This is a genomic window from Streptomyces sp. NPDC101194 (genome assembly GCF_044767885.1).
Taxonomy (GTDB): Bacteria; Actinomycetota; Actinomycetes; order Streptomycetales; family Streptomycetaceae; genus Streptomyces.
Window position 1 is genome coordinate 495,784 of record NZ_JBIWOS010000004.1, and the last position, 19,078, is coordinate 514,861.

Genomic DNA, 19,078 nt, shown 5'->3' on the forward strand with positions numbered 1-19,078 from the left:
GGAGGAACCGATGACCCGCATCGACGTCCCCCTTGAGGACCTGAACGAGACGGTCAAGTCACTTGAGGACATCGGGGAGCGGATCAACAACACCGCGCGGCTCAGCGATGTCGGATCGAAGAGCGATGTGGGCGATTCGAGGCTCGCCGACTCCCTCGCCGACTTCGACCACGCATGGGGCAAGGGCCACGAAAAGGTGCAGGACAACGTGAAGGTCTTCTCCGAGAACACGAAGAAGATCTCCGATGCCTTCACGCAGACGGACGACGAGACCGTCAAGACGCTGGACGACTCCAAGAAGACCTGACGAAAGCCTGCTGGCAGAAGGGACATGCGTCATGACGCATCCGGTCACGGACCGGGCCACGGGGGCGCCCGCGCACTACAAGCTGCGCTACCCCGGCTCCTGGTGGTATCTGGACCTCGACCCGAGCACCCGGGACGCGTCCATCCGCCGCCGTATCGAGCACCAGGCGAAGGGAGTTCCGCAGCTCTCCCGCGAGCGGCTCGACGGCCTGATCCGCGACACCCGCCGGACCGCCCGCGAGGCCTACGCCCGGGGGGCGCTCGAGGCGGCGGGGATGGTCAGGTTCCCCGGCGGGGACGCGATGCTCAGCGCCACCTCCGTCGTGCTGCGGATGCCCGTGCCGGAGGACCAGTCGGCGGATCTGGCCGAGGTGCTGTTCGGGGCGAGCATGCAGGCCGGGGACCCGCAGAGCAGCGGGTACCCGCCGCGCGAGGTGGATCTGCTGGAGCTTCCGGGCGTCGGACCGGTCGGGCGGATCGCCTCGATCGAGGACATCGACTACAAGGGAACGCCGATCCGTACGGCGCTGCTGCACACGCTGTTCCCGATCCCGAACCGCCGGGAATACCTGCTGGTCTCCAGCTCCACGCCCAATGTGGACCTCAAGGACCAGTTCTTCGAGGTGTTCGACGCCATCGCGGGGACGCTGCGCTTCGTGGAAGTCGAGAGCAAGGGCACGGCTGTGCCGGCCGCACAGAGCCCGCAGGGCACGGACGAGAACGGAAAGTGAGGGCGCGGCAATGGCGCGGCCAGCGGTGTCCGACTGGGAGACGGTCTTCGGGTTCTCGGACGACCCGACTCCGGGCGATGCGGAGATGCTCGCGAAGCTCGCGGGCCAGTACCGGTCCGTCGCCGACGACGCGGACCAGGCGCTCCCCATCGTCAGGGGTCTGAAGAACAGCCAGCTCGGCGAGGGCAAGGCCATGGACAAACTCCGGAACAAACTCGGGGACCTGGCCAATCAGGTGGAGAAGCTGCAGAGTTCGTACGACAAGGCGGCCCGCGCCCTGGACACGTACTCCGACCAGCTGGGGGACCATCAGCGCAAGGCCGACAACGCCCTGGTCGAAGGGCGGGACGCCAAGGAGCGGCTGCAGCGGGCCACCGATGCCGCCGCCGCGGCGGGGTCCGTGATCAGCGGCCTGGACACGGCGGACCCGCCCCCGCCGGACGACGAGGCGGCCCGGCGCAGTGCGCGGCAGGCGATGGAGAATGCCCGGCACGACCAGTCCGTGGCGCAGGGGGACGTCGACACCGCCCAGCGGGACCTCGACGCCGCCCGCATGCTCGCCGAGGACGCGCGGGAGTTGCGCGAGACGGACGCCTCGACGGCGGCCCGCGCCCTGGACGAGGCGACGAGCGAGGCGGTCCCGGGCAAGAGCCTGTGGGAGAAGATCAAGGACATCTTCAAGAAGGTGCTCGGCTTCATCAGCGCCGCCCTGGGCATCATCGCCATGCTCATCCCCGGATTGCAGGGCCTGGGACTCATCCTGACGATCGCCAGTCTGGTCACCGCTGCCATCCCCTTCATCATGAACATCGTCGACAGTATTCAATCGGGCGAGTGGGACGTGCTCGACATGGTCCTCAGCGGCCTGGGGCTGGTGCTCGGCGGTGTCGGCCTGATCAAGATCGCCAATCTGGGCGGGATCGCGAACACCCTCAAGACCGTCACGAGCGATCTCAAGGCGATCCAGATCAACATCAAGAGCGTGATCCCCACCATCAAGGCGTTCACCGGGTTCAAGAACCCGGGCGACCTGGTCGCGAACCTGCTGAAGAACATCCCCGGTGGGGTGTTGAAGACACCGGACGTCCTGAAGCAGCTGCCGGGCCTCACCAACATCTGGACGAAGACGGCGGGGTGGATCGACCAGAGCTCGAACCTCATCGGGCTGGGCGGCCTCGCCTGGGCGATCAACGGCGCCGTCCCCAACGGGACGCAGAGCACGATCGTGCACGACCCCAGCTATGTGGAGGGATCGACCTGATCCGGGCCGCGTCCCGTCATGCGTGAGGGCTCCCGCACCGGCCGTCGCCGGGGCGGGAGCCCTCTTCCGTGGGACCTCAGAGCAGGTGTGGGAACCCCCGCACAGGCGCTCAGCCCCCGGCCGGCGGAAGCACCGTCTCCGGGACCTGGACGGTGCGCAGCACGCCGTCGCCCAGATGCAGGATCGCCCGCCCCGGGCGGGTCGCGCCGAGGCGGCTGCGAGGCACCTTGACGCCGATCAGTTCGCCGTCGCTCATGTTCTGCGGCTTCAGCAGCAGACCGCACCGGTTGCGGCGGGCCTCGGTGTGCCAGCCGGAGAAGCCGGAGGAGAGCCGGTCGGTCTGCCCGGAGATCACCAGGCCCCGGCCGTTCTCGGCACCGGACTTGGCGATCTGGGTGAGGACGGGCTCGGCCTTCGTCTTCAGCAGCAGGTCGGCGTCGTCCAGGATCACCACGGCCCCCTGCTGCGAGGACGCCAGCGCCTCCTCCAGCGCGGTGGGGTCGATGTCGGCCTCGTCGAAGACCGCGAGAACCCCGGCCCGTCCGGCGAGTTCGCGCAACGGTGACCTGGCGGGCGCGCCGACGACGACGGGCGTCCCGTTCGACAGCAGCGACAGTGCCAGCGTCGCCAGGACGGTGCTGCGGCCGGAGCGGGCGGGTCCGGCGACGAGGAAGGTCGGCGTGATGGCGAAGTCCGGTCCGAACGCGCTGAGTTCGTCGCCGCCGACACCGGACAGGGCCCACCGCGCGGACGGCAGCGGCTGCGGCACGTACCGGGTCGCCTCCTCCCAGGTGAGCCGGTCCGGCAGGGTGTCGACGCGGAACGGCCGGGTGGAGTCCGGCAGTTGGGCCGCGCGCTCGCGGCAGTACTCGGCGATCTGCTGGAGCGCCGCGGCCTGCGCCTGGCCCTCCGGGTTGTCCGTGAGGAGCGCGATCTGCACCTCGGCCTTGTCGGCGGCACGGAACGCGCGGCCCGGCGGGATCTCGTCGGGCACGTTGCGCTGGGTGATGCCGATCATCCCGTACTCGGACTTCTCGTTCAGCTTCAGCACGAGCTTGTCCTCGGTGGAGCCGTTGACCCGGCTGGAGAACAGCGCCCGGTCCCCGGTCATCACCAGGTGGATGCCGACGCTCGCGCCGTCCCGGAGCAGGGTCAGCACGGAGTTCAGCAGGTTCCCGGAGTCGTACTCGCCGAGCTGCTTGTCGAAGACCTCCCACCGGTCGATGAACAGCAGGATGTGCGGCGGCCGTTCGGCCTCCGGCAGGGCGCGGCGAAGCTCCGGCAGGTCGGCGCTGCCGCGGGCGGCGAGCATCTCCTGGCGCCGGCTCAGCTCCCCGGTCAGCCGGGCGAGCAGCCGGGCCACCCGGTCGGGCTGGGTGCGCTGGGTGATCGCTCCGCAGTGCGGCAGTCCCTCGATGGGCAGCAGCGCGCCGTTGCCGCAGTCGATGCCGTACATGTGCAGCCGGTCCGGCGAATGGGCGAAGGCCAGCGTGCCGGCGATGGTGCGCAGCGTCTGCGACCTGCCCTGCCGGGGCGAGCCGATGATGTGCAGGTGCCCGAGCGTCGCCGGGTCGATCACCAGGGGCAGCCGGGCCTGTTGTGCGGGCAGGTCCACCACGCCGTACGCGACGGGCGCGAGGTCGTAGTCCGAGGGCGGGGGCGCCGGCAGTTCGCCGGTGACCAGCACCTCGGGCAGCGGCGGGAGCCAGGGGCTGTGCTGCGCGGGGATGCCCATCTCCCGGTCCGCCTCGCGGATCGCCGCGACGAGCCCGGTGAGGTCGGTCTCCACCTCGGCGGGTACGGCCGCGCCCCGGGGCCGCGCCGGGAGCGGCTCGCCGAGCCGTTCCCAGCCGACCGGCACCACCCAGGGGGTCGGCAGCGAGGTCGCCGCGGCACCGGGCCGACGGCCGCCGACCCGTCCGGACTGGAACGGCACGAGGGAGTTCTGGCCCAGGCGCACATAGGCGCGACCGGGGGTGCCCTGCGAGATCCCGGCGGCCTCGGGGGAGTTGAGGACGTCCTGGCTCTCGCCGGCGTCCGTCACCCGGAGCGCGATGCGCAGGTTGGTGTTGGCGCGGATCTCCGAGGAGACGACGCCGCTGGGACGCTGCGTCGCCAGGATCAGGTGGATGCCGAGGCTGCGGCCCCGCTGGGCGATGTTGACCAGACCCTTCACGAAGTCCGGCAGGTCGCGCACCATCGAGGCGAACTCGTCGATGACGATGAGCAGCCGGGGCATCGGCGCGCGGCCCGCCGGGTTGCGCTCCAGCAGCTCGACGTAGTCCTCGATGTCCTTGGCGCCGGCCGCGGCGAGGATGTGCTCGCGCCGGGTGAGTTCCGCCGTCAGCGACACCAGGGCCCGCTCGACGAGGTGGGCGTCGAGGTCGGTGACCATGCCGACGGTGTGCGGCAGGTCCACGCAGTCCTTGAACGCGGAGCCGCCCTTGTAGTCGACCAGGACGAACGTCATCGCGTCCGGACGGTTCGCCACCGCCAGCGAGGCGACCAGTGTCTGGAGGAGTTCGGACTTGCCGGAGCCGGTGGTGCCGGCGACCAGCCCGTGCGGGCCGTCGCGCCGCAGGTCCAGGTGGAACGGGCCGTCCAGGGAGACGCCGACGGCCGCCCGGGTCGAGCGGCCGCCGGCCGTCCAGCGCGCCCGGATGCCGGCGGCCTGCGGCGGGTCGAGCGCGAGGACGTCGAGCAGCCGCGCGGAGCCGGGAAGCACCGCGGCCTCCTCGTCGGCCCCGCCCGGGTCCCGCAGCGGGCCCATCGCGCGGGCCAGCGAACGGCACCAGTCCAGGGACACCGCGTCGGGCCGGATGCCCCCGACGGTGCCCCTGCCGGAGCGTCCCACCCGTACGGTTCCGCCGGGCTCCTCGGCGACGACGGCGTGGCATTCCTCGGGCAGCAGCCGCTCCTCGGCGTCCAGGCAGACCGCGCGGACGCCGACGGCCGGTCCGTCGCGCAGGATCTGCGCCACACCGGGCAGCGAACGCAGCCTGCGGGCTCCGTCGAGGATGACGAGCACGTCGGGCCCGGCGGGCCGGTTCCGCCGGTCCGCCCGTCCGGCGCGCTCGACGATCAGTGCGGTGAGTTCGGCGACCCGTCGGGCGCAGGTCTCCGTGCCGTAGCCGATGTTGGCCGGCGTGTCGCCGGACTTCTTGCGCACGTGCGGCAGCCAGCGCAGCCAGGACCAGCCGTCCCGGCCCCGTTCGCCGGTCGTCAGCAGATGGATCTGGAGGTCGCGGGGGCTGTGCAGGACGGCGGCCTGGGCGACCGCCCAGCGCGCCACGGCGCGCGCGGCCGGGCCCTCGCCGGCGATGCCCAGGACGTCGTGCTCGCGCAGCGGAACGGTCACCGGGACGTCGTACGCGATCCGCGGGTCCTCGCGGCGGTGTTCGTCCTTCGTCGGGTCCTGGAGCACCACGTCGGACGCCAGATCGGCGGTTCCGATGCGCAGTTCGAGGAAGTCGGCGTCCGAGGTACGGCGTTCCCACAGGCGGCGCCGGGGGCCGACGGCGGTCAGGACGACCTCGGCCGGGTCCGGGAAGCCGCGGCGCCGGGCGGTGCGTTCGTCCGCCAGGGCCTTCGCCGCGTCGCCCTCGATGCGTGCCTTCTTCTCCTCGTAGGCGGCGACGCTGTCGGAGTGGGACTGGCGCCCGGTGCGCCGGCTCATCAGGTAGTTGCCGAGGATCGCGACCGGGGAGAGCAGCCCGAACAGCAGCATCGACATGCGGCCGAAAATCAGCGCCCCGGCCCCCGCCATCACCAGCGGGGCCGCCGCGGTGATCCACGGGAGCGGCCGGGGGGCGGGCGGGGCGGGCGGGGAGGGCAGGGTGAAGCGGGTGGCGGTCTCGGCCGGCCGCAGCCGCGGCGGCCGGTTGTAGTCCCAGCCGGTGCCGTCCTCCGAGGGCTGCACGGCCGCGTCCGGCTTCTGCGGGAGGGCGAGTTCGAGCAGGCTGTCTCCGACGAGGAGCTGTGCGCCGGCCGGCCAGGCGGTCGCCTCGGCGAGGTCCTCGCGGTCCAGCTGCAGGGTGCCGCCGTCCTTCGCGGAGGCGTCGGGCGTGATACGGCAGCGTCCTTGGGGGCCCACCGCCAGGACGGCGAACGGACGGTCCGGTACGGCGCGCAGCACCTGGGCGGTCCCGTCGTGGGCCAGCCCGATCCGGTACTCGCCCATGTCGAGCCGGTGCACGGCGCCCGCGCCGGTCCCGCCGACCGCACGGACCTCCACCAGCCCGTGCGGTTCGGCCGACGCGGTGCCCGCCGGGCGGCCCAGGCCCACGATGGCCGCGTGGTGCAGCGGCGCGTCGCGCAGCCGCATATCGGCGGGCAGCAGCCGGTCGTCGGCGTACAGGCCGAGGCCCTCCGGGGGCTGTTCGACGCCTCCTGCCCCGGCCAGCGCCTCCGCGACAGCGCGCACGGGCGTGTCGGGGTCGGCGTCGAGGTGGACGTCGAACGCGTCACCGCCCTCCTCGACCACGGTCAACATCAACGACACGAGAACGTCCTCCAGCCGACGTGAATGGGGGCCTCGGCAGCCGCACTCGGCGACTCCCGTGCCACTGACGGGACCTACGGCCCCCGTCCGCGGATGGTTCACCCGGCGCACCGGTGAACCATCTGCCGACGGGCGCCGTAGTGGCCATCGGGTGCACGGCGCAGCGACTGTGCCGCCCTCGTTCTCGACCGTCCCGGCTCCGCCGCCGGGGCGTCCCGACAAGGAGTCAGAAGATGATCTGGTACGTCCTGGCCGTGGTGCTGGGGCTGGCGCTGATCGGGGCGGTGGCCGCGCTGATCGTCACCGAGCGACGTCGGCCCCGCCGGCCCCGCCCGCCGAAGCCCGTCGCCGCCTCGGCGGCCGTCGTGGGCCGGGAGTCGCTGGACGTGGTCAATGCGGGCCTGCGCCGGCTGACGGGCGAATGCCTGCGCTCCGGCCGGTCGCTGCCCGACCTGTACGCCGTCGTCTACTCCGAGAAGCGGCTCGCACTGCTGCTGGCCGGGGCCGAGGAGGCCGCCCCCGCGCCCTGGACCGTCGAGGCGGACGGCGAGCGCTGGACGATCTCGCCCGACGATCTGCACCGCCCCGGCCCGGAGGGCGAACCGGCCCTGCCGTACGCGCTGACGGTGACGGTGGGCGTGGACGGACCCGACCGCGTGCTGGTCGACCTCTCCCGGGCGGCGGGGCCCGTCTCGGTGACGGGTCCGGACAAGGAGGTGCACAGCCTGGTGCGGGCCGTCGTCACCGAGGCGCTCGCCGGCCCGGTGGGGGCGCTCGCCGAGGTCACGCTGGTGGGATCCCTGGCCGACGGCCGGCTCCTTTCCGGCGACGAGCCGCGGACCTCGCGTCTGCACAGCGCGGCCAGCCTGGAGGAGGCGTTCGCCACGGTGGCAGCGTCGGCGGGTACGGGAGCGCCGGAGCCCGGCTCACCCGACGTCACCCAGATCTTCCGGCTGATCGAGGGCAGCAGCCGGATCGCCGTCCAGGGCGAGGCGCCGCACCTGTTCGTCGTGGACGCCTCGCAGCTCCCGCGACGGGAGGGGGCACTGGCCGGTCTGCGGCGCGGGGACGCGCTGCTGGTGGTCGGCGAGGCACCCACGGGGTGGCGCTGGAGTGTCGATGCGGGCGGATCGCTCGACACGGGGCCGCTCGGTTTGGAGATCAACCGACACGCGGGACGTCTGGCACAACGATCGCGGGGGAGGTCGTAGGTCTCATCCGGCCTCGCGGTCCAGGCCGCCCGGGTACAGCCCGCGGCTGTTCAGCGCCTCGCGCAGGGCGCGGGCGGCGTAGTACGTCCGCGACTTGACCGTGCCCGGCGGCACGCCGAGGACCTCGGCCGTCTGGTTGACGCTGCGTCCCAGGTAGTGCACGTGCAGCAGGACCTCGCGCTGTGCCGGCCGCAGGTCCCGCAACGCGTCGATGAGCACCTCGGAGGTGAGTATGTGGTCCACACCGTCGGAGATCGGCAGGTGGGCGAGTTCGGGGTCACCGGTCTCCAGTGGCCTGGCCTGGCGGGCCCGGTGGCCGTCGATGACGAGATTGCGCAGCACGGTGAACAGCCAGGGCCGCACCGAATCCGCGGTCGGGTCGAGTTCCCCGGCGTGCCGCCAGGCGCGTATCGCGACTTCCTGGAGGACGTCCTCGGCGCGGTGCCAGTCGCCTTCCAGCCGCCGTGCGGCGAACTGCAGCAAGGCGCTGCCGTGGAAGTGGTAGAGCGCTCTGAGGAACTCGTCGGGGCTGGGTTCCGTGGTGCGGGGGAAGGGTGTTCGGTCTTCGGTCGAAGCACTGGCCGACAAGGGCCTTTTCCTCTCCGGTCGTCTGTGGGGAAGGCGGGTTCGGCCGGCTGCGGGACAACCGGCAGGCGCCGCCGCGAGCCGCCGTGCGCCCGTGCGGCGCCCGTCAGCCTGCGGCGGCGGTGAACTTGCCCCCGTCAACGCCGGTCAGCCCGGTTCGCGAGAGGAAAGCGACGCCACCTCACGGGACGTCAACTCCCGGTTGTAGAGATGCACGTCGGCGATGTCACCGTTCCAGTAGTCGGACGCCTTCCCATTGAACCTGGCTCGTCCGATCACCACAGTGCCAGTGGGCTTCACGCCGTTGGAGGCCACCCTGGTTCCCGCGAGCCGGCCGTCCACGTAGAGCTGCATCCGGTGGTCCTTCTGACTGTACGTGCCGGTCAGGTGGTACCAGCGGCCGGGCTGCGGCTTCTCGGGCGTCTCCGCGACCGTACGGGTACCGAAGAAACTGAATGCGAAGTTTCCGTCCTGGTCGGAGTGCTGGAGGAAGAAGGTGCTGACCCCGTCGCCGTCCTGGGACACAGCGGTGCGCATGCCGGTCATGCCCTGGGGGGTGAGGCGCACCCGCGCGGCGACCGAGTAGTCCTTGCCCACGGTGTCGAGCCGGGTGTTGGAGTCCGCGTATCCGCTGGTGCCGTCCAGATGCAAGGCGCCGCCCTCGGGGCCGTCGGTCCACTGCGTGCCGCCGCTGACCACGGCGTCCTGCTCGCCGGCCTTCGCGGTGCCGGACCGGTGCAGGGGCCACCAGCCGAGGCCCTGCAGCGACTCGGCGTCACCACCCGATTTCGCCGCGGGCGGGTTGGGTGCGGGCGGATTGGGCGCGGGCGGGTTGGGCGCGGACGGGCTCGACGCGGACGGTTTCGGCGTGGCCGGTTTCGACGCGGACGGTTTCGGCGTGGCCGGTTGCGACGCGGATGGGCTCGGCGCGGCCGGTTTCGCCTCGGTTTGTACCTTCCCGGAGTCCTGGCCGCGCACCAGTTGGACGACGACGAAGGCCAGCGCGACGGTCAATGCGGTGATCGTGGTGATAAGCGCCCATCTGCGCGTCATGAATGTCCTCAGGAGGTGCGGCATAAATATGTCACTGGTGATCACGCGTCGGATCCGGAAGTGGTTCGGTGTGCCGTCAAGTTGTGACAGGTCTGTGAGGCAGCGGACCTGTTGGTCCCTGGAAGTGCGCCCGTGCGCCGGGAGGTGCGGTGACGCCTTGTCCGGGGGCAGTGGAACATGGGGAGTTCTGACGTTCCGGCGATGTGGGCGCATCGTCCGCCAACCGTTCCCGAATGTTCACGACGCGGTCGCCGGCGTCCGCGTCCTTCCCCGGCCGGGAGCGCGGCCCGCACGTCCCGGCCCGGTGAGGTGGCCGTGCTGAACGCGCGTGCGGACCGGATCGGTTACATGCCGGTCCCGGCCCTGACGGGCCGGACCTGGCGGCCGGTGTGGCGCTTTCCGCCGGCGGGGTCCGGCGGGTTCGTCCATGTTTTGTTGTTGCTGAGTACGGTATTCGTGTTGCTGGGTTGATCAGTCGGTCTTGGTGTAGGTGAGCTTTTCGCCGGTTTCCGGTGTTTCCCGGCTCAGGGTTCCGTTCGGGAGCAAGGTCAGTGTGGTGGCCTTTCCCGGGGTGCAGGACGACATGGGTTCGCCGACGGCGACGGCGGAGGGTCCGATCTCGACGGGTCCGTTCGGGGTCGGTTCCGAGGCCAGGCCCGCCGTGAAGACGCAGTGGTAGGAGCCGCCGTTGTCGAGCGGGCCGTCCGCGGTGAGGGTGAGTACGGGCCGGCCGACCGTGCCCTGCTTGATGACGAGTTGCCGGGTGGAGCGGCCCGCGGCGTTGTCGATGGAGCCGGACCAGGTGCCGAGGTAGCCGGCCGGGACGGGGCCGTCGCTGTTCCTCTTCTCGTCGGTCGGGCTCGACGCGGCCGGTTTCGCCTTGCCCGGTTTCGCCTCGGCCTGTTCCTTCCCGGAGTCCTGGCCGCGCACCAGTTGGACGACGACGAAGGCCAGCGCGACGGTCAATGCGGCGATCGTGGTGATGAGCAGCCATCTGCGCGTCATGAATGTCCTCAGGAGGTGCGGCATAGGTGTGTCACTGGTGATCACGCGTCGGATCCGGAAGTGGTTCTGAGTACCGTCAAGTTGTGACAGGCCTGTGGGACACGGACCTGTCCGCCCCTGAATGCGCGCCCGTGCGTCGGGAGATGCGGCGATGCCTCCGGGGCAGTGGAATGTGGTGAGTTGTGAGGTTCGGGCGGCATGGGCGCATCGCCGCGCGGGTTCAGGACGCCAGTCGCCGCAGGCGGCCGACCGCCTCGTGAAGGACGTCGTCGCCCTTGCAGAAGGTGAAGCGGACCTGGCTGCGGCCCGCGTCGGGGGTGTCGTAGAAGACGGAATTGGGGACGGCGACGACGCCGCAGCGTTCGGGGAGGGCGCGGCAGAAGACGTAGGCGTCCTTCTCGCCGAAGGGGGAGATGTCCGTGGTGATGAAGTACGTGCCCTGGGGTTCGTAGACCTCGAACCCGGCCCCGCGCAGCCCGTCGCCGAGCAGGTCGCGCTTGCGCCGCAGGTCGGCGCGGAAGCCGTCGAAGTATGTGTCCGGCAGGCGCAGCGCTTCGGCGATCGCGTACTGGAAGGGGCCCGCGCTGACATAGGTCAGGTACTGCTTGGCCGTCCGGACGGCGGCGACGAGCGGGGCGTCCGCCGTGACCCAGCCGACCTTCCATCCGGTGTACGAGAAGGTCTTGCCGGCGGACGAGATGGAGACGGTGCGCTCGCGCATGCCGGGCAGGGCCGCGAGGGGGCGGTGCGCGCCCTCGTAGACCAGGTGCTCGTACACCTCGTCGGTGACGACGAGCAGGTCGTGTTCGACGGCGAGTGCGGCGATGGCGCTCTGCTCTTCGGCGGTGAGGACCGTGCCGGTCGGGTTGTGCGGCGTGTTGAGGAGCAGGAGGCGGGTGCGCGGCGTGATCCTGGACCGCAGTTCGTCCAGGTCCGGGCGGAAGGACGGGGCGCGCAGGGTCAGGGGCACCCGCTTCGCTCCGGCCATCGCGACGCAGGCGGCGTAGGAGTCGTAGAAGGGCTCGAAGGCGATCACCTCGTCGCCGGGCTCCAACAACGCGAGCATGGTCGCGGCGATCGCTTCCGTCGCCCCCGCGGTGACCAGGACGTCCGTGTCGGGGTCGAAGAGGAGGTCGTAGAAGCGCCGCTGGTGGTCGGAGATCGCGGCGCGCAGTTCCGGAACCCCCGGGCCGGGCGGGTACTGGTTGCCCTTCCCGTCCCGCAGGGCCTGTACGGCGGCCTCGCGGATCTCTTCGGGGCCGTCGGTGTCGGGGAAGCCCTGGCCGAGGTTGATGGAGCCGGTCCGTACGGCAAGCGCCGACATCTCCGCGAAGATCGTCGTGCCGAACTCGGCGAGGCGGGGGTTGAGCAGCGGTCGTCCCTGGGTCATGGCCGCCATCCTGCGCGGAAGCTCTGGAGTTGCTCAAGTCTGCTTTGGCCGAACGGAGCCGGGGGCATCCCCCATTCACGCGGGAAGCGCATGGAAGCGGGGGGATCCCGCTTCGGGGGAACGGAAGGACCTGAGGCCGTGAGGACTTTTGTCGCAGTGGTGATCGCGGTGGCCGTGATCGGACTGGTCGTCTCGCTCGTGACGAGGGCCGGGAACAAGAAGAAGGCGCGCGCACGCGGTGCGCGGCGGGGTGCCGGCGGCAGCGCCGCGGGTGGCAGCTGGTGGGCCGGTGGCGGTGACGGCGGCGGTGGCTCGTCCTGCGGAAGCGTCGGCGGCAGCTCGGGCAGCCACTCCGGAAGTCACTCCGGCGGCAGCTCGGGCAGCCACTCCGGCGGTGGCTCGGGCGGTCACTCCGGAGGCCACTCGTGCGGCGGTCACTCCGGGGGGCACTCGTGCGGCGGTGGACACTCCTCGTGCGGTGGCGGTTCCTCGTGCGGCGGGGGCGGATGCGGCGGAGGCAGCTGACACGGGGCAGCTGATCCGTGACCGGGCAGGGCCACATGCCCGGTGCCGGACCCGGGCGGTCCGGTGCCCCACAGGTGCCCGGCGGGTGAACTCCCGCCGGGCACCTTTTTGTTGGGGCTTTCCGCGAGAGTCCGGTGAACAGATGAACCGAGGGGCCCCCGAGGGGATGGAAACCACGTCAAGTTGGGTAAAAACACTGTGGACGCGGCTTACTTCGTGATTCCCTCGGTGGAGAGAACTTCCAGCCCTCGGACCTGAGTTGGACCTGATCGGGCGCCTCACCACCTCCCACGTGCAGCACGTCGGAGGCGTCCCCTGTCCATGCGTCCATGCTTGTTTGCGGAGCCGACTCATGCTCACGACCCTCCAGACTGCCTATTCCGACACCCGTGCTGCCGATTTGGCCTGGGCGCTGGGGCGCGAACCCCTCCCCGCCCTGGCCGTGCTCGACCTCGATCTCGCCGGTGCCCGACTTCAGATGCGTCTGCTCGGCGCCTCCCATCAGGTGCTGCTCGAAGAGAACCGCGGCACCTGTTCCGAAACCGTGGCGTGCATCCCCGGCAGCAGCACACCGCTGCCGCTGGGTGTCGCCAAGCGGCTCGGCGAGTGGGAGTACGAATTCGCGGCGCGCGTCGAGACACTCTCGGCGGGCTCGTTCGCGGGGCGCGCCCAGGAGCTCCTCGCGCTCGTGACCGACCATCCCCAAGGCCTCGCCGGAACGTTTCCCGGCAGCCCGCACGCCTTCACCGCCATGCTCGCCCAGCGGACGGAGGGGCAGGTGCGGTGGCGCACCTGGCACGCATACCCGCAGGAGGGGCAGCTGGTGGTGACGCGCACCCGGGTGGGCGTGCGGATGCCGGCGGCAGCACTCTGACGCGGGACCAACTCCGGTGTGAGCACGCCACTTGCACCCTTGTGGGTGACAGGCGGCAACTCCGTCGTGACGTAGCGTTCGCCTCATGATCGACCAGCAGGTGTCGCTGCGGGGGAGCGCGGCATGCCTTCCCGTACGACCGAGGACCGGCCGGTGTCTCGTACTGGCGGCTGTCTTCGTCTGTGCCGCCTGCGGTCTGGTGTACGAGCTCGAACTGGTGGCGCTCGCTTCCTACTTGATCGGTGATTCCGTCACCCAGGCGTCCGTCGTGCTCTCCGTGATGGTGTTCGCGATGGGCGTCGGCTCGCTCCTCGCGAAACGTTTACGCAGCCGAGCCGCAGTCGGGTTCGGGCTGATCGAGGCGGTGCTCGCGCTCGTCGGCGGCTCCTCGGCGCTCGTGCTGTACGCGACGTTCGCGTGGATCGGGGAGTCGCGGTACGCACTGGTGGGGTTCTCGCTCGCGATCGGCGTCCTGATCGGAGCGGAGATCCCGTTGCTGATGACGCTGATCCAGCGTGTCGACCGGCAGGACGCGGGCGGGGCCGTCGCGGACCTCTTCGCCGCCGACTACGTGGGTGCGCTGGTCGGCGGACTGGCATTCCCCTTCCTGCTGCTGCCGATGCTCGGACAGCTCACCGGGGCGCTGTTCACCGGCGCGGTCAACGCGGCGGCGGGCGGGGCGCTGGTGCTGTGGGTGTTCCGGCGGGACCTCACCCCGCGCTCCCGGTGGCTGCTGGTCCTCGTCAACGTGGCCGTGATCGCCGTGCTCGCCGTCGCCACCGCGCTGGTCGACGACTTCGAGCGGGCGGCACGGCGCGCGGTGTACGGGGACGGGGTGCGGGTCGCGCTGCAGACCGGGGTCCAGGAGATCGTGCTGACGGGGGCGGGCCGCAGCTCGCTGGATCTGTATCTGGACGGGCGGCTGCGGGTCAGCGCGCGCGACGAGTACCGCTACCACGAGGCGCTGGTGCACCCGGCGATGAACGGGCCGCGCGCCCGCGTGCTGATCCTGGGCGGCGGCGACGGCCTTGCCGCGCGGGAGGTGCTGCGCTATCGGGACGTACGCCGCGTCACCCTCGTCGAGCTGGATCCCGGCGTCACCCGGTTGGCCCGTACCGACCGCGCGCTCTCGGCGCTGAACGGCCACGCGTTCAGCGATCCCCGGCTGACCGTCGTCAACGCGGACGCCTTCAACTGGCTGCGGGCCGCGCACGGCGGCTACGACGTGGTGATCTCCGATCTGCCCGACCCCGGTATCTCCACCAGCACGAAGCTCTATTCGGCGGAGTTCTACGGCCTGGTGGCCGAGGCCCTCGCCCCGGGCGGCCGACTGGTCGTGCACGGGGGTCCGCCGGTCACCCGGCCGCATACGTACTGGACGGTGGAGGCGTCGATGAGGGCGGCGGGCCTGCACACCCGTCCGTACCGGATCAGCGGCCGGCTCTCCGACTTCGCGGCCGGCCCCGACCGGGCCACGCACCGGGCGCAGGCCGAGGACGGCTGGGGTTTCGTCCTCGCCGGCACGGCCCAGAAGCCCGCGCTCCGGCTCTCCCCGCGGGCGCCGACGCTCCGGTCGCTCACGCGGTCCTCGCTGGTGCGCGCGGGCCGGGAGGCGGAGAGCGCCCGGCCGGGCGGGCTGCTGCCGTCGACGCTGGTGCATCCGCGGTACTGGGAGGACCGGTGAGCCGGCCGCCCGGCGGCGCCGCGGAGCCGAACGGCTGACGGGCCCGGGAAACGCCGATGTCATGCGAAAGCGCGGCCGTGACGCGGAACCACCGAAGGCCGGCGAAAGCGCCGAGGGGCCTCGGACCCCCGGCATGACGTGGAACCGCTGACGGGACGGCCGGGGCTGAGTAGGCTCGGTTTCCATGGAGCATGAGGTGTTCGTTCCGGTTCCGGCCCCGTCCCTGCGGCGGACGCTGGGCGATCCCGCCCGCGTCGCGCGCTGCGTACCGGGGCTTCAGCGGGACGCCGACGAGTCCGCCGGTCCGCTGTCCGGTCGGCTCAGGATCCGGGTCGACGGCCACACGATCACGTACCGGGGCGTGCTGCGGCTCACCGCCTCCGCGCAGGACGGTCCGGACGGGGGCGGGATCCTGGTGGCGGGCGAGGGCGTCGAGGCCAGGGGAACCGGCTCGGCGAAACTGACGCTGACGGTCACCCTGACAGAGAAGGACGGCGGCACGGCGATCGGCTTCGCGGGTACGGCGAGCGGTGACGGCCGCCTCCTGGAGCTGGACCCGGCGGCGGCGCTGGCGGCGGCCCACCGACTGCTGGACCGCTTCGCGCAGCAACTGGTGACGGAGACGCTGGCGGAAGGCGCTGCCGCGGGCAACAAGGCACTCGGCGACGCCGAGCGGTCCGTCGGGGAAGCGGTGGAGCAGGCGATCGAGGAGGCGGCCGAGGAGGCCGACGCGACCGGCGCGGCCACCGCCCGGAGCTCCGGGCCGGAGGCCGCCGACGACACGGACGACACCCCGCCCGAGCGCGACGCCGCCGCGGACGAGTCACCCTCCGCCGAGAAGCCCCCGGGCACGGGCTCCGTCTTCGAGGCCCCCGTGCCTCCGTCGTCGCTCGACCCCATGGCGGACGCGGAGTTCAGCGTCCCCGACGGCCCCCCGGCCGAGGCGGCGCACGCCCGGCGCACCATGATCGGCCGCAGCGCCGAGGAGGTCGACCACGCGCCGCCGCGCGGCAGGTACGCGCCGGTTCCGTCACCCGATTCGACCACCGCGGGCGTCACACTGCGCTGGGTCGCCCCCGCCGCCGCGCTCGCGCTCGCGTCAGCCGTCGTGGTGAGCCGCGCATTGCGGCGGCGCAGGTAGTGTCGCCAGTAATGTCGTTCCGGTGAGTAGCAGCGAGAAGGACGTCCGGCTGTCCGTCGGCGACGCAGAGTTGACCGTGAACCCCGCCAACGGCTGTCGCATCAGCAGTCTGCGCATCGGTGGTACCGAACTGCTGCGGCAGGGGGAGCGGTACGGCTGCTTCCCGATGGTCCCGTGGTGCGGGCGCACCGAGAACGGGCTCTTCCACAACGGCGACGTCCAGCACCGGTTGCCGCTGAACTCCCCGCCGCACGCCATTCACGGCACCGGCAGGGACACCGTCTGGAGCACCGCCCGGGTGGGCGAGCGGGAGGCCTCCTTCTACTACGATCTCGCCGACCCGTGGCCGTATCCGGGCCGGGTGACCCAGACCTTCGAGCTGGCGGAGGACTCGCTGACGCTCGCGTTCGGCATCGAGACGTACGGGGACTCGTTCCCGGCACAGGCCGGCTGGCACCCCTGGTTCCTGCGGGACATCGGCGGCGGGAAGAACGTGGAGATCGCCTTCGACGCGGCCTGGCAGGAGGAGCGGGGCGAGAACCATCTGCCGACCGGCCGCCGCATCCCGCCGCTGCCCGGTCCGTGGGACGACTGCTTCGGGATGCCGGACGGCGTCGACGTGACGCTCGTCTGGCCAAAACAGCTGGAGCTGACCGTGAAGAGCCGGGCCGAGTGGGTCGTGATCTACGACGAGCAGGCCGAGGCGGTCTGCGTGGAGCCGCAGTCCGGCCCGCCGAACGGGCTGAACACCGACCCCCGGTACGTCACCCCGATCGAACCGCTGGAGATCGCGTCGACCTGGAGCTGGCGCAGGCTCTGACCCGGCGCGGGCCCCGGCTCCGGCGCGGGCCCCGGGGCCCGCGCCTTAAGCTCGTAGCCATGACTGACGTACGTGCTGAGCTGCTCCAGCAGATCAAGGACAAGGCCGTGGTACACGGCAAGGTGACCCTCTCCTCGGGTCTTGAGGCCGACTGGTACATCGACCTGCGCCGCATCACGCTGGACGGCAAGGCCGCTCCGATGGTCGGTCAGGTCATGCTCGACATCACCGCCGAACTGGACTACGACTGCGTGGGCGGGCTGACGCTGGGTGCCGACCCGGTCGCCACCTCGATGCTGCACGCCTCCGCCGCGCGCGGGCAGGAGCTGGACGCGTTCGTCGTCCGCAAGGCGCAGAAGGCCCACGGGATGCAGCGCCGCATCGAGGGCACGGATGTGAAGGGCCGCCGCTGCCTGGTCGTCGAGGACACCTCGACGACCGGGGGGTCGCCGCTGACGGCGGTCGAGGCGGTGCGCGAGGCCGGTGGCGAGGTCGTCGCCGTCGCCACGATCGTGGAGCGGGGTGCGGCCCCGGCCATCGCCGAGGCCGGGCTCCCGTACCTGCACGCATACACGGTGGCGGACCTCGATCTGGCCTGATGTAGGGATTGACCTGCGGTTTCTTTCGAGGGCGCGCTGTTTCACGTGAAACGGTCCGCCCTCGACGCATGCCCGCCGATCGCTCGTCCGTGTACCGGGGGAAAGGGCAGGGTGGAGCCGGAACGAGAGTCTGGGAAGATGGGGGCGACGATGACGTCGCCCCCAGGTCAGGGAACCAGCACGCACACCCGCACATCCCAAGGAGCGGTCAGATGCCCATCGCAACCCCCGAGGTCTACGCCGAGATGCTCGACCGGGCGAAGGCAGGCAAGTTCGCCTACCCGGCCATCAATGTGACGTCGACCCAGACCCTGCACGCTGCACTGCGCGGCTTCGCGGAGGCGGAGAGCGACGGCATCGTCCAGATCTCCACCGGTGGGGCGGAGTTCCTCGGCGGCCAGTACAGCAAGGACATGGTCACGGGCGCCGTCGCCCTCGCCGAGTTCGCGCACATCGTCGCCGCCAAGTACGGCATCTCGGTCGCGCTGCACACCGACCACTGCCCCAAGGACAAGCTGGACGGTTACGTGCGTCCGCTGCTCGACATCTCCGCCGAGCGCGTCGCCAAGGGCCAGAACCCGCTGTTCCAGTCGCACATGTGGGACGGTTCGGCCGAGACCCTCGCCGACAACCTGGCCATCGGCCAGGAGCTGCTCGCCAAGGCCGCCGCCGCCAAGATCATTCTTGAGGTCGAGATCACCCCGACCGGCGGTGAGGAGGACGGCGTCACGCACGAGATCAACGACGAGCTGTACACGACCGTCGACGACGCGCTGCGCACCGCCGAGGCGCTCGGTCTGGGCGAGAAGGGCCGCTACCTGCTGGCCGCCTCCTTCGGCAACGTCCACGGCGTCTACAAGCCGGGCAACGTCGTGCTCCGTCCCGAGCTGCTGAAGGACCTCCAGGAGGGCGTCGCCGCCAAGTACGGCAAGGCGGCCGGCAGCCAGCCCTTCGACTTCGTCTTCCACGGCGGCTCCGGCTCCACCGAGCAGGAGATCGTCACCGCGCTGGAGAACGGCGTCGTGAAGATGAACCTCGACACCGACACCCAGTACGCCTTCACCCGCCCGATCGTGGACCACGTGTTCCGCAACTACGACGGTGTGCTGAAGGTCGACGGCGAGGTCGGCAACAAGAAGGTCTACGACCCGCGCAGCTGGGGCAAGTCCGCCGAGGCGGGCATGGCCAAGCGCGTCACGGAGGCCTGCGCCAACCTGCGGTCCACCGGCACCCGGCTGAAGTAGCCACCGGTACGAAGCGCGGCCGTGGGGGGGGGGGGGCGCGGGGGGGGGGGGGGCCCCCCCGGGGGGGGGGGGGGGGGGTTGGGTTGTTGGTGGTTTTTCGGCCGCCACGCTCAGGAAAAACACGCAGAAACACCCCGCCGCGCCGGCG

Annotated in this window: 15 protein-coding genes and 1 pseudogene; 10 read left to right on the forward strand and 6 right to left on the reverse strand. The window is 71.5% G+C overall.

Annotated elements, in window-relative coordinates; genetic code table 11:
* Positions 1-10 precede the first annotated feature (10 nt).
* The 3 genes from ACIRP2_RS18880 to ACIRP2_RS18890 are packed head-to-tail and all read left to right on the forward strand — an operon-like array spanning position 11 to position 2,298.
* On the forward strand, positions 11-307 hold the full coding sequence (locus ACIRP2_RS18880; protein WP_404251594.1) for a hypothetical protein: 297 nt from the start codon (positions 11-13) through the stop codon (positions 305-307).
* A 31-nt stretch (positions 308-338) separates the two neighbouring features.
* Positions 339-1,037, forward strand: coding sequence for a hypothetical protein (locus ACIRP2_RS18885; protein WP_404251596.1), 699 nt, complete (start codon positions 339-341; stop codon positions 1,035-1,037).
* 10 nt (positions 1,038-1,047) lie between these two features.
* Positions 1,048-2,298 carry a hypothetical protein gene (locus tag ACIRP2_RS18890; protein WP_404251598.1) on the forward strand — a complete coding sequence of 417 codons (1,251 nt, stop codon included), beginning with the start codon at positions 1,048-1,050 and terminating at the stop codon, positions 2,296-2,298.
* 109 nt (positions 2,299-2,407) lie between these two features.
* Here ACIRP2_RS18890 and ACIRP2_RS18895 read toward each other — a convergent pair whose 3' ends face one another.
* On the reverse strand, positions 2,408-4,033 hold the full coding sequence (locus ACIRP2_RS18895) for an FtsK/SpoIIIE domain-containing protein (protein WP_404251945.1): 1,626 nt from the start codon (positions 4,031-4,033) through the stop codon (positions 2,408-2,410).
* Between the two features lie 375 nt (positions 4,034-4,408).
* Positions 4,409-6,790 (reverse strand): annotated as a pseudogene (locus tag ACIRP2_RS18900) (FtsK/SpoIIIE domain-containing protein); the annotation flags it as partial.
* Between the two features lie 242 nt (positions 6,791-7,032).
* On the opposite strand from ACIRP2_RS18900, the gene ACIRP2_RS18905 reads away from it, so the two are divergent.
* The gene (locus ACIRP2_RS18905; protein WP_404251600.1) at positions 7,033-8,010 is read left to right on the forward strand and encodes a hypothetical protein; all 978 of its coding nucleotides are present in this window, start codon (positions 7,033-7,035) and stop codon (positions 8,008-8,010) included.
* A 3-nt stretch (positions 8,011-8,013) separates the two neighbouring features.
* Here ACIRP2_RS18905 and ACIRP2_RS18910 read toward each other — a convergent pair whose 3' ends face one another.
* The 4 genes from ACIRP2_RS18910 to ACIRP2_RS18925 form a co-directional block, all read right to left on the reverse strand.
* On the reverse strand, positions 8,014-8,598 hold the full coding sequence (locus ACIRP2_RS18910) for a sigma-70 family RNA polymerase sigma factor (protein WP_404251602.1): 585 nt from the start codon (positions 8,596-8,598) through the stop codon (positions 8,014-8,016).
* A gap of 144 nt (positions 8,599-8,742) precedes the next feature.
* Positions 8,743-9,693 (reverse strand): LamG domain-containing protein, encoded by a 951-nt coding sequence (locus ACIRP2_RS18915; RefSeq protein ID WP_404251604.1) that lies wholly within the window; start codon positions 9,691-9,693, stop codon positions 8,743-8,745.
* A 426-nt stretch (positions 9,694-10,119) separates the two neighbouring features.
* Complete coding sequence (locus tag ACIRP2_RS18920) at positions 10,120-10,653, reverse strand: hypothetical protein (RefSeq protein ID WP_404251606.1); 534 nt, start codon at positions 10,651-10,653, stop codon at positions 10,120-10,122.
* A 220-nt stretch (positions 10,654-10,873) separates the two neighbouring features.
* Entirely contained in the window at positions 10,874-12,043 is a 1,170-nt protein-coding gene (locus tag ACIRP2_RS18925; RefSeq protein ID WP_404251608.1) for a pyridoxal phosphate-dependent aminotransferase, read from the reverse strand.
* An 877-nt stretch (positions 12,044-12,920) separates the two neighbouring features.
* On the opposite strand from ACIRP2_RS18925, the gene ACIRP2_RS18930 reads away from it, so the two are divergent.
* From ACIRP2_RS18930 to fbaA, 6 genes are all read left to right on the forward strand, one after another.
* Positions 12,921-13,442, forward strand: coding sequence for a DUF2617 family protein (locus ACIRP2_RS18930; RefSeq protein WP_404251610.1), 522 nt, complete (start codon positions 12,921-12,923; stop codon positions 13,440-13,442).
* 85 nt (positions 13,443-13,527) lie between these two features.
* Positions 13,528-15,126: a polyamine aminopropyltransferase gene (locus ACIRP2_RS18935; protein WP_404251612.1), complete on the forward strand. Its 1,599-nt coding sequence runs from the start codon at positions 13,528-13,530 to the stop codon at positions 15,124-15,126.
* A gap of 184 nt (positions 15,127-15,310) precedes the next feature.
* Positions 15,311-16,267 (forward strand): carbon monoxide dehydrogenase, encoded by a 957-nt coding sequence (locus ACIRP2_RS18940; RefSeq protein WP_404251614.1) that lies wholly within the window; start codon positions 15,311-15,313, stop codon positions 16,265-16,267.
* Positions 16,268-16,289: 22 nt separating this feature from the next.
* Entirely contained in the window at positions 16,290-17,087 is a 798-nt protein-coding gene (locus ACIRP2_RS18945; RefSeq protein WP_404251616.1) for an aldose 1-epimerase, read from the forward strand.
* A 59-nt stretch (positions 17,088-17,146) separates the two neighbouring features.
* Positions 17,147-17,686 carry an orotate phosphoribosyltransferase gene (gene pyrE / locus ACIRP2_RS18950; RefSeq protein ID WP_351084159.1) on the forward strand — a complete coding sequence of 180 codons (540 nt, stop codon included), beginning with the start codon at positions 17,147-17,149 and terminating at the stop codon, positions 17,684-17,686.
* A gap of 212 nt (positions 17,687-17,898) precedes the next feature.
* Positions 17,899-18,930, forward strand: a complete 1,032-nt coding sequence (gene fbaA, locus ACIRP2_RS18955; RefSeq protein ID WP_404251618.1) for a class II fructose-bisphosphate aldolase — start codon at positions 17,899-17,901, stop codon at positions 18,928-18,930.
* Positions 18,931-19,078: the final 148 nt, after the last annotated feature.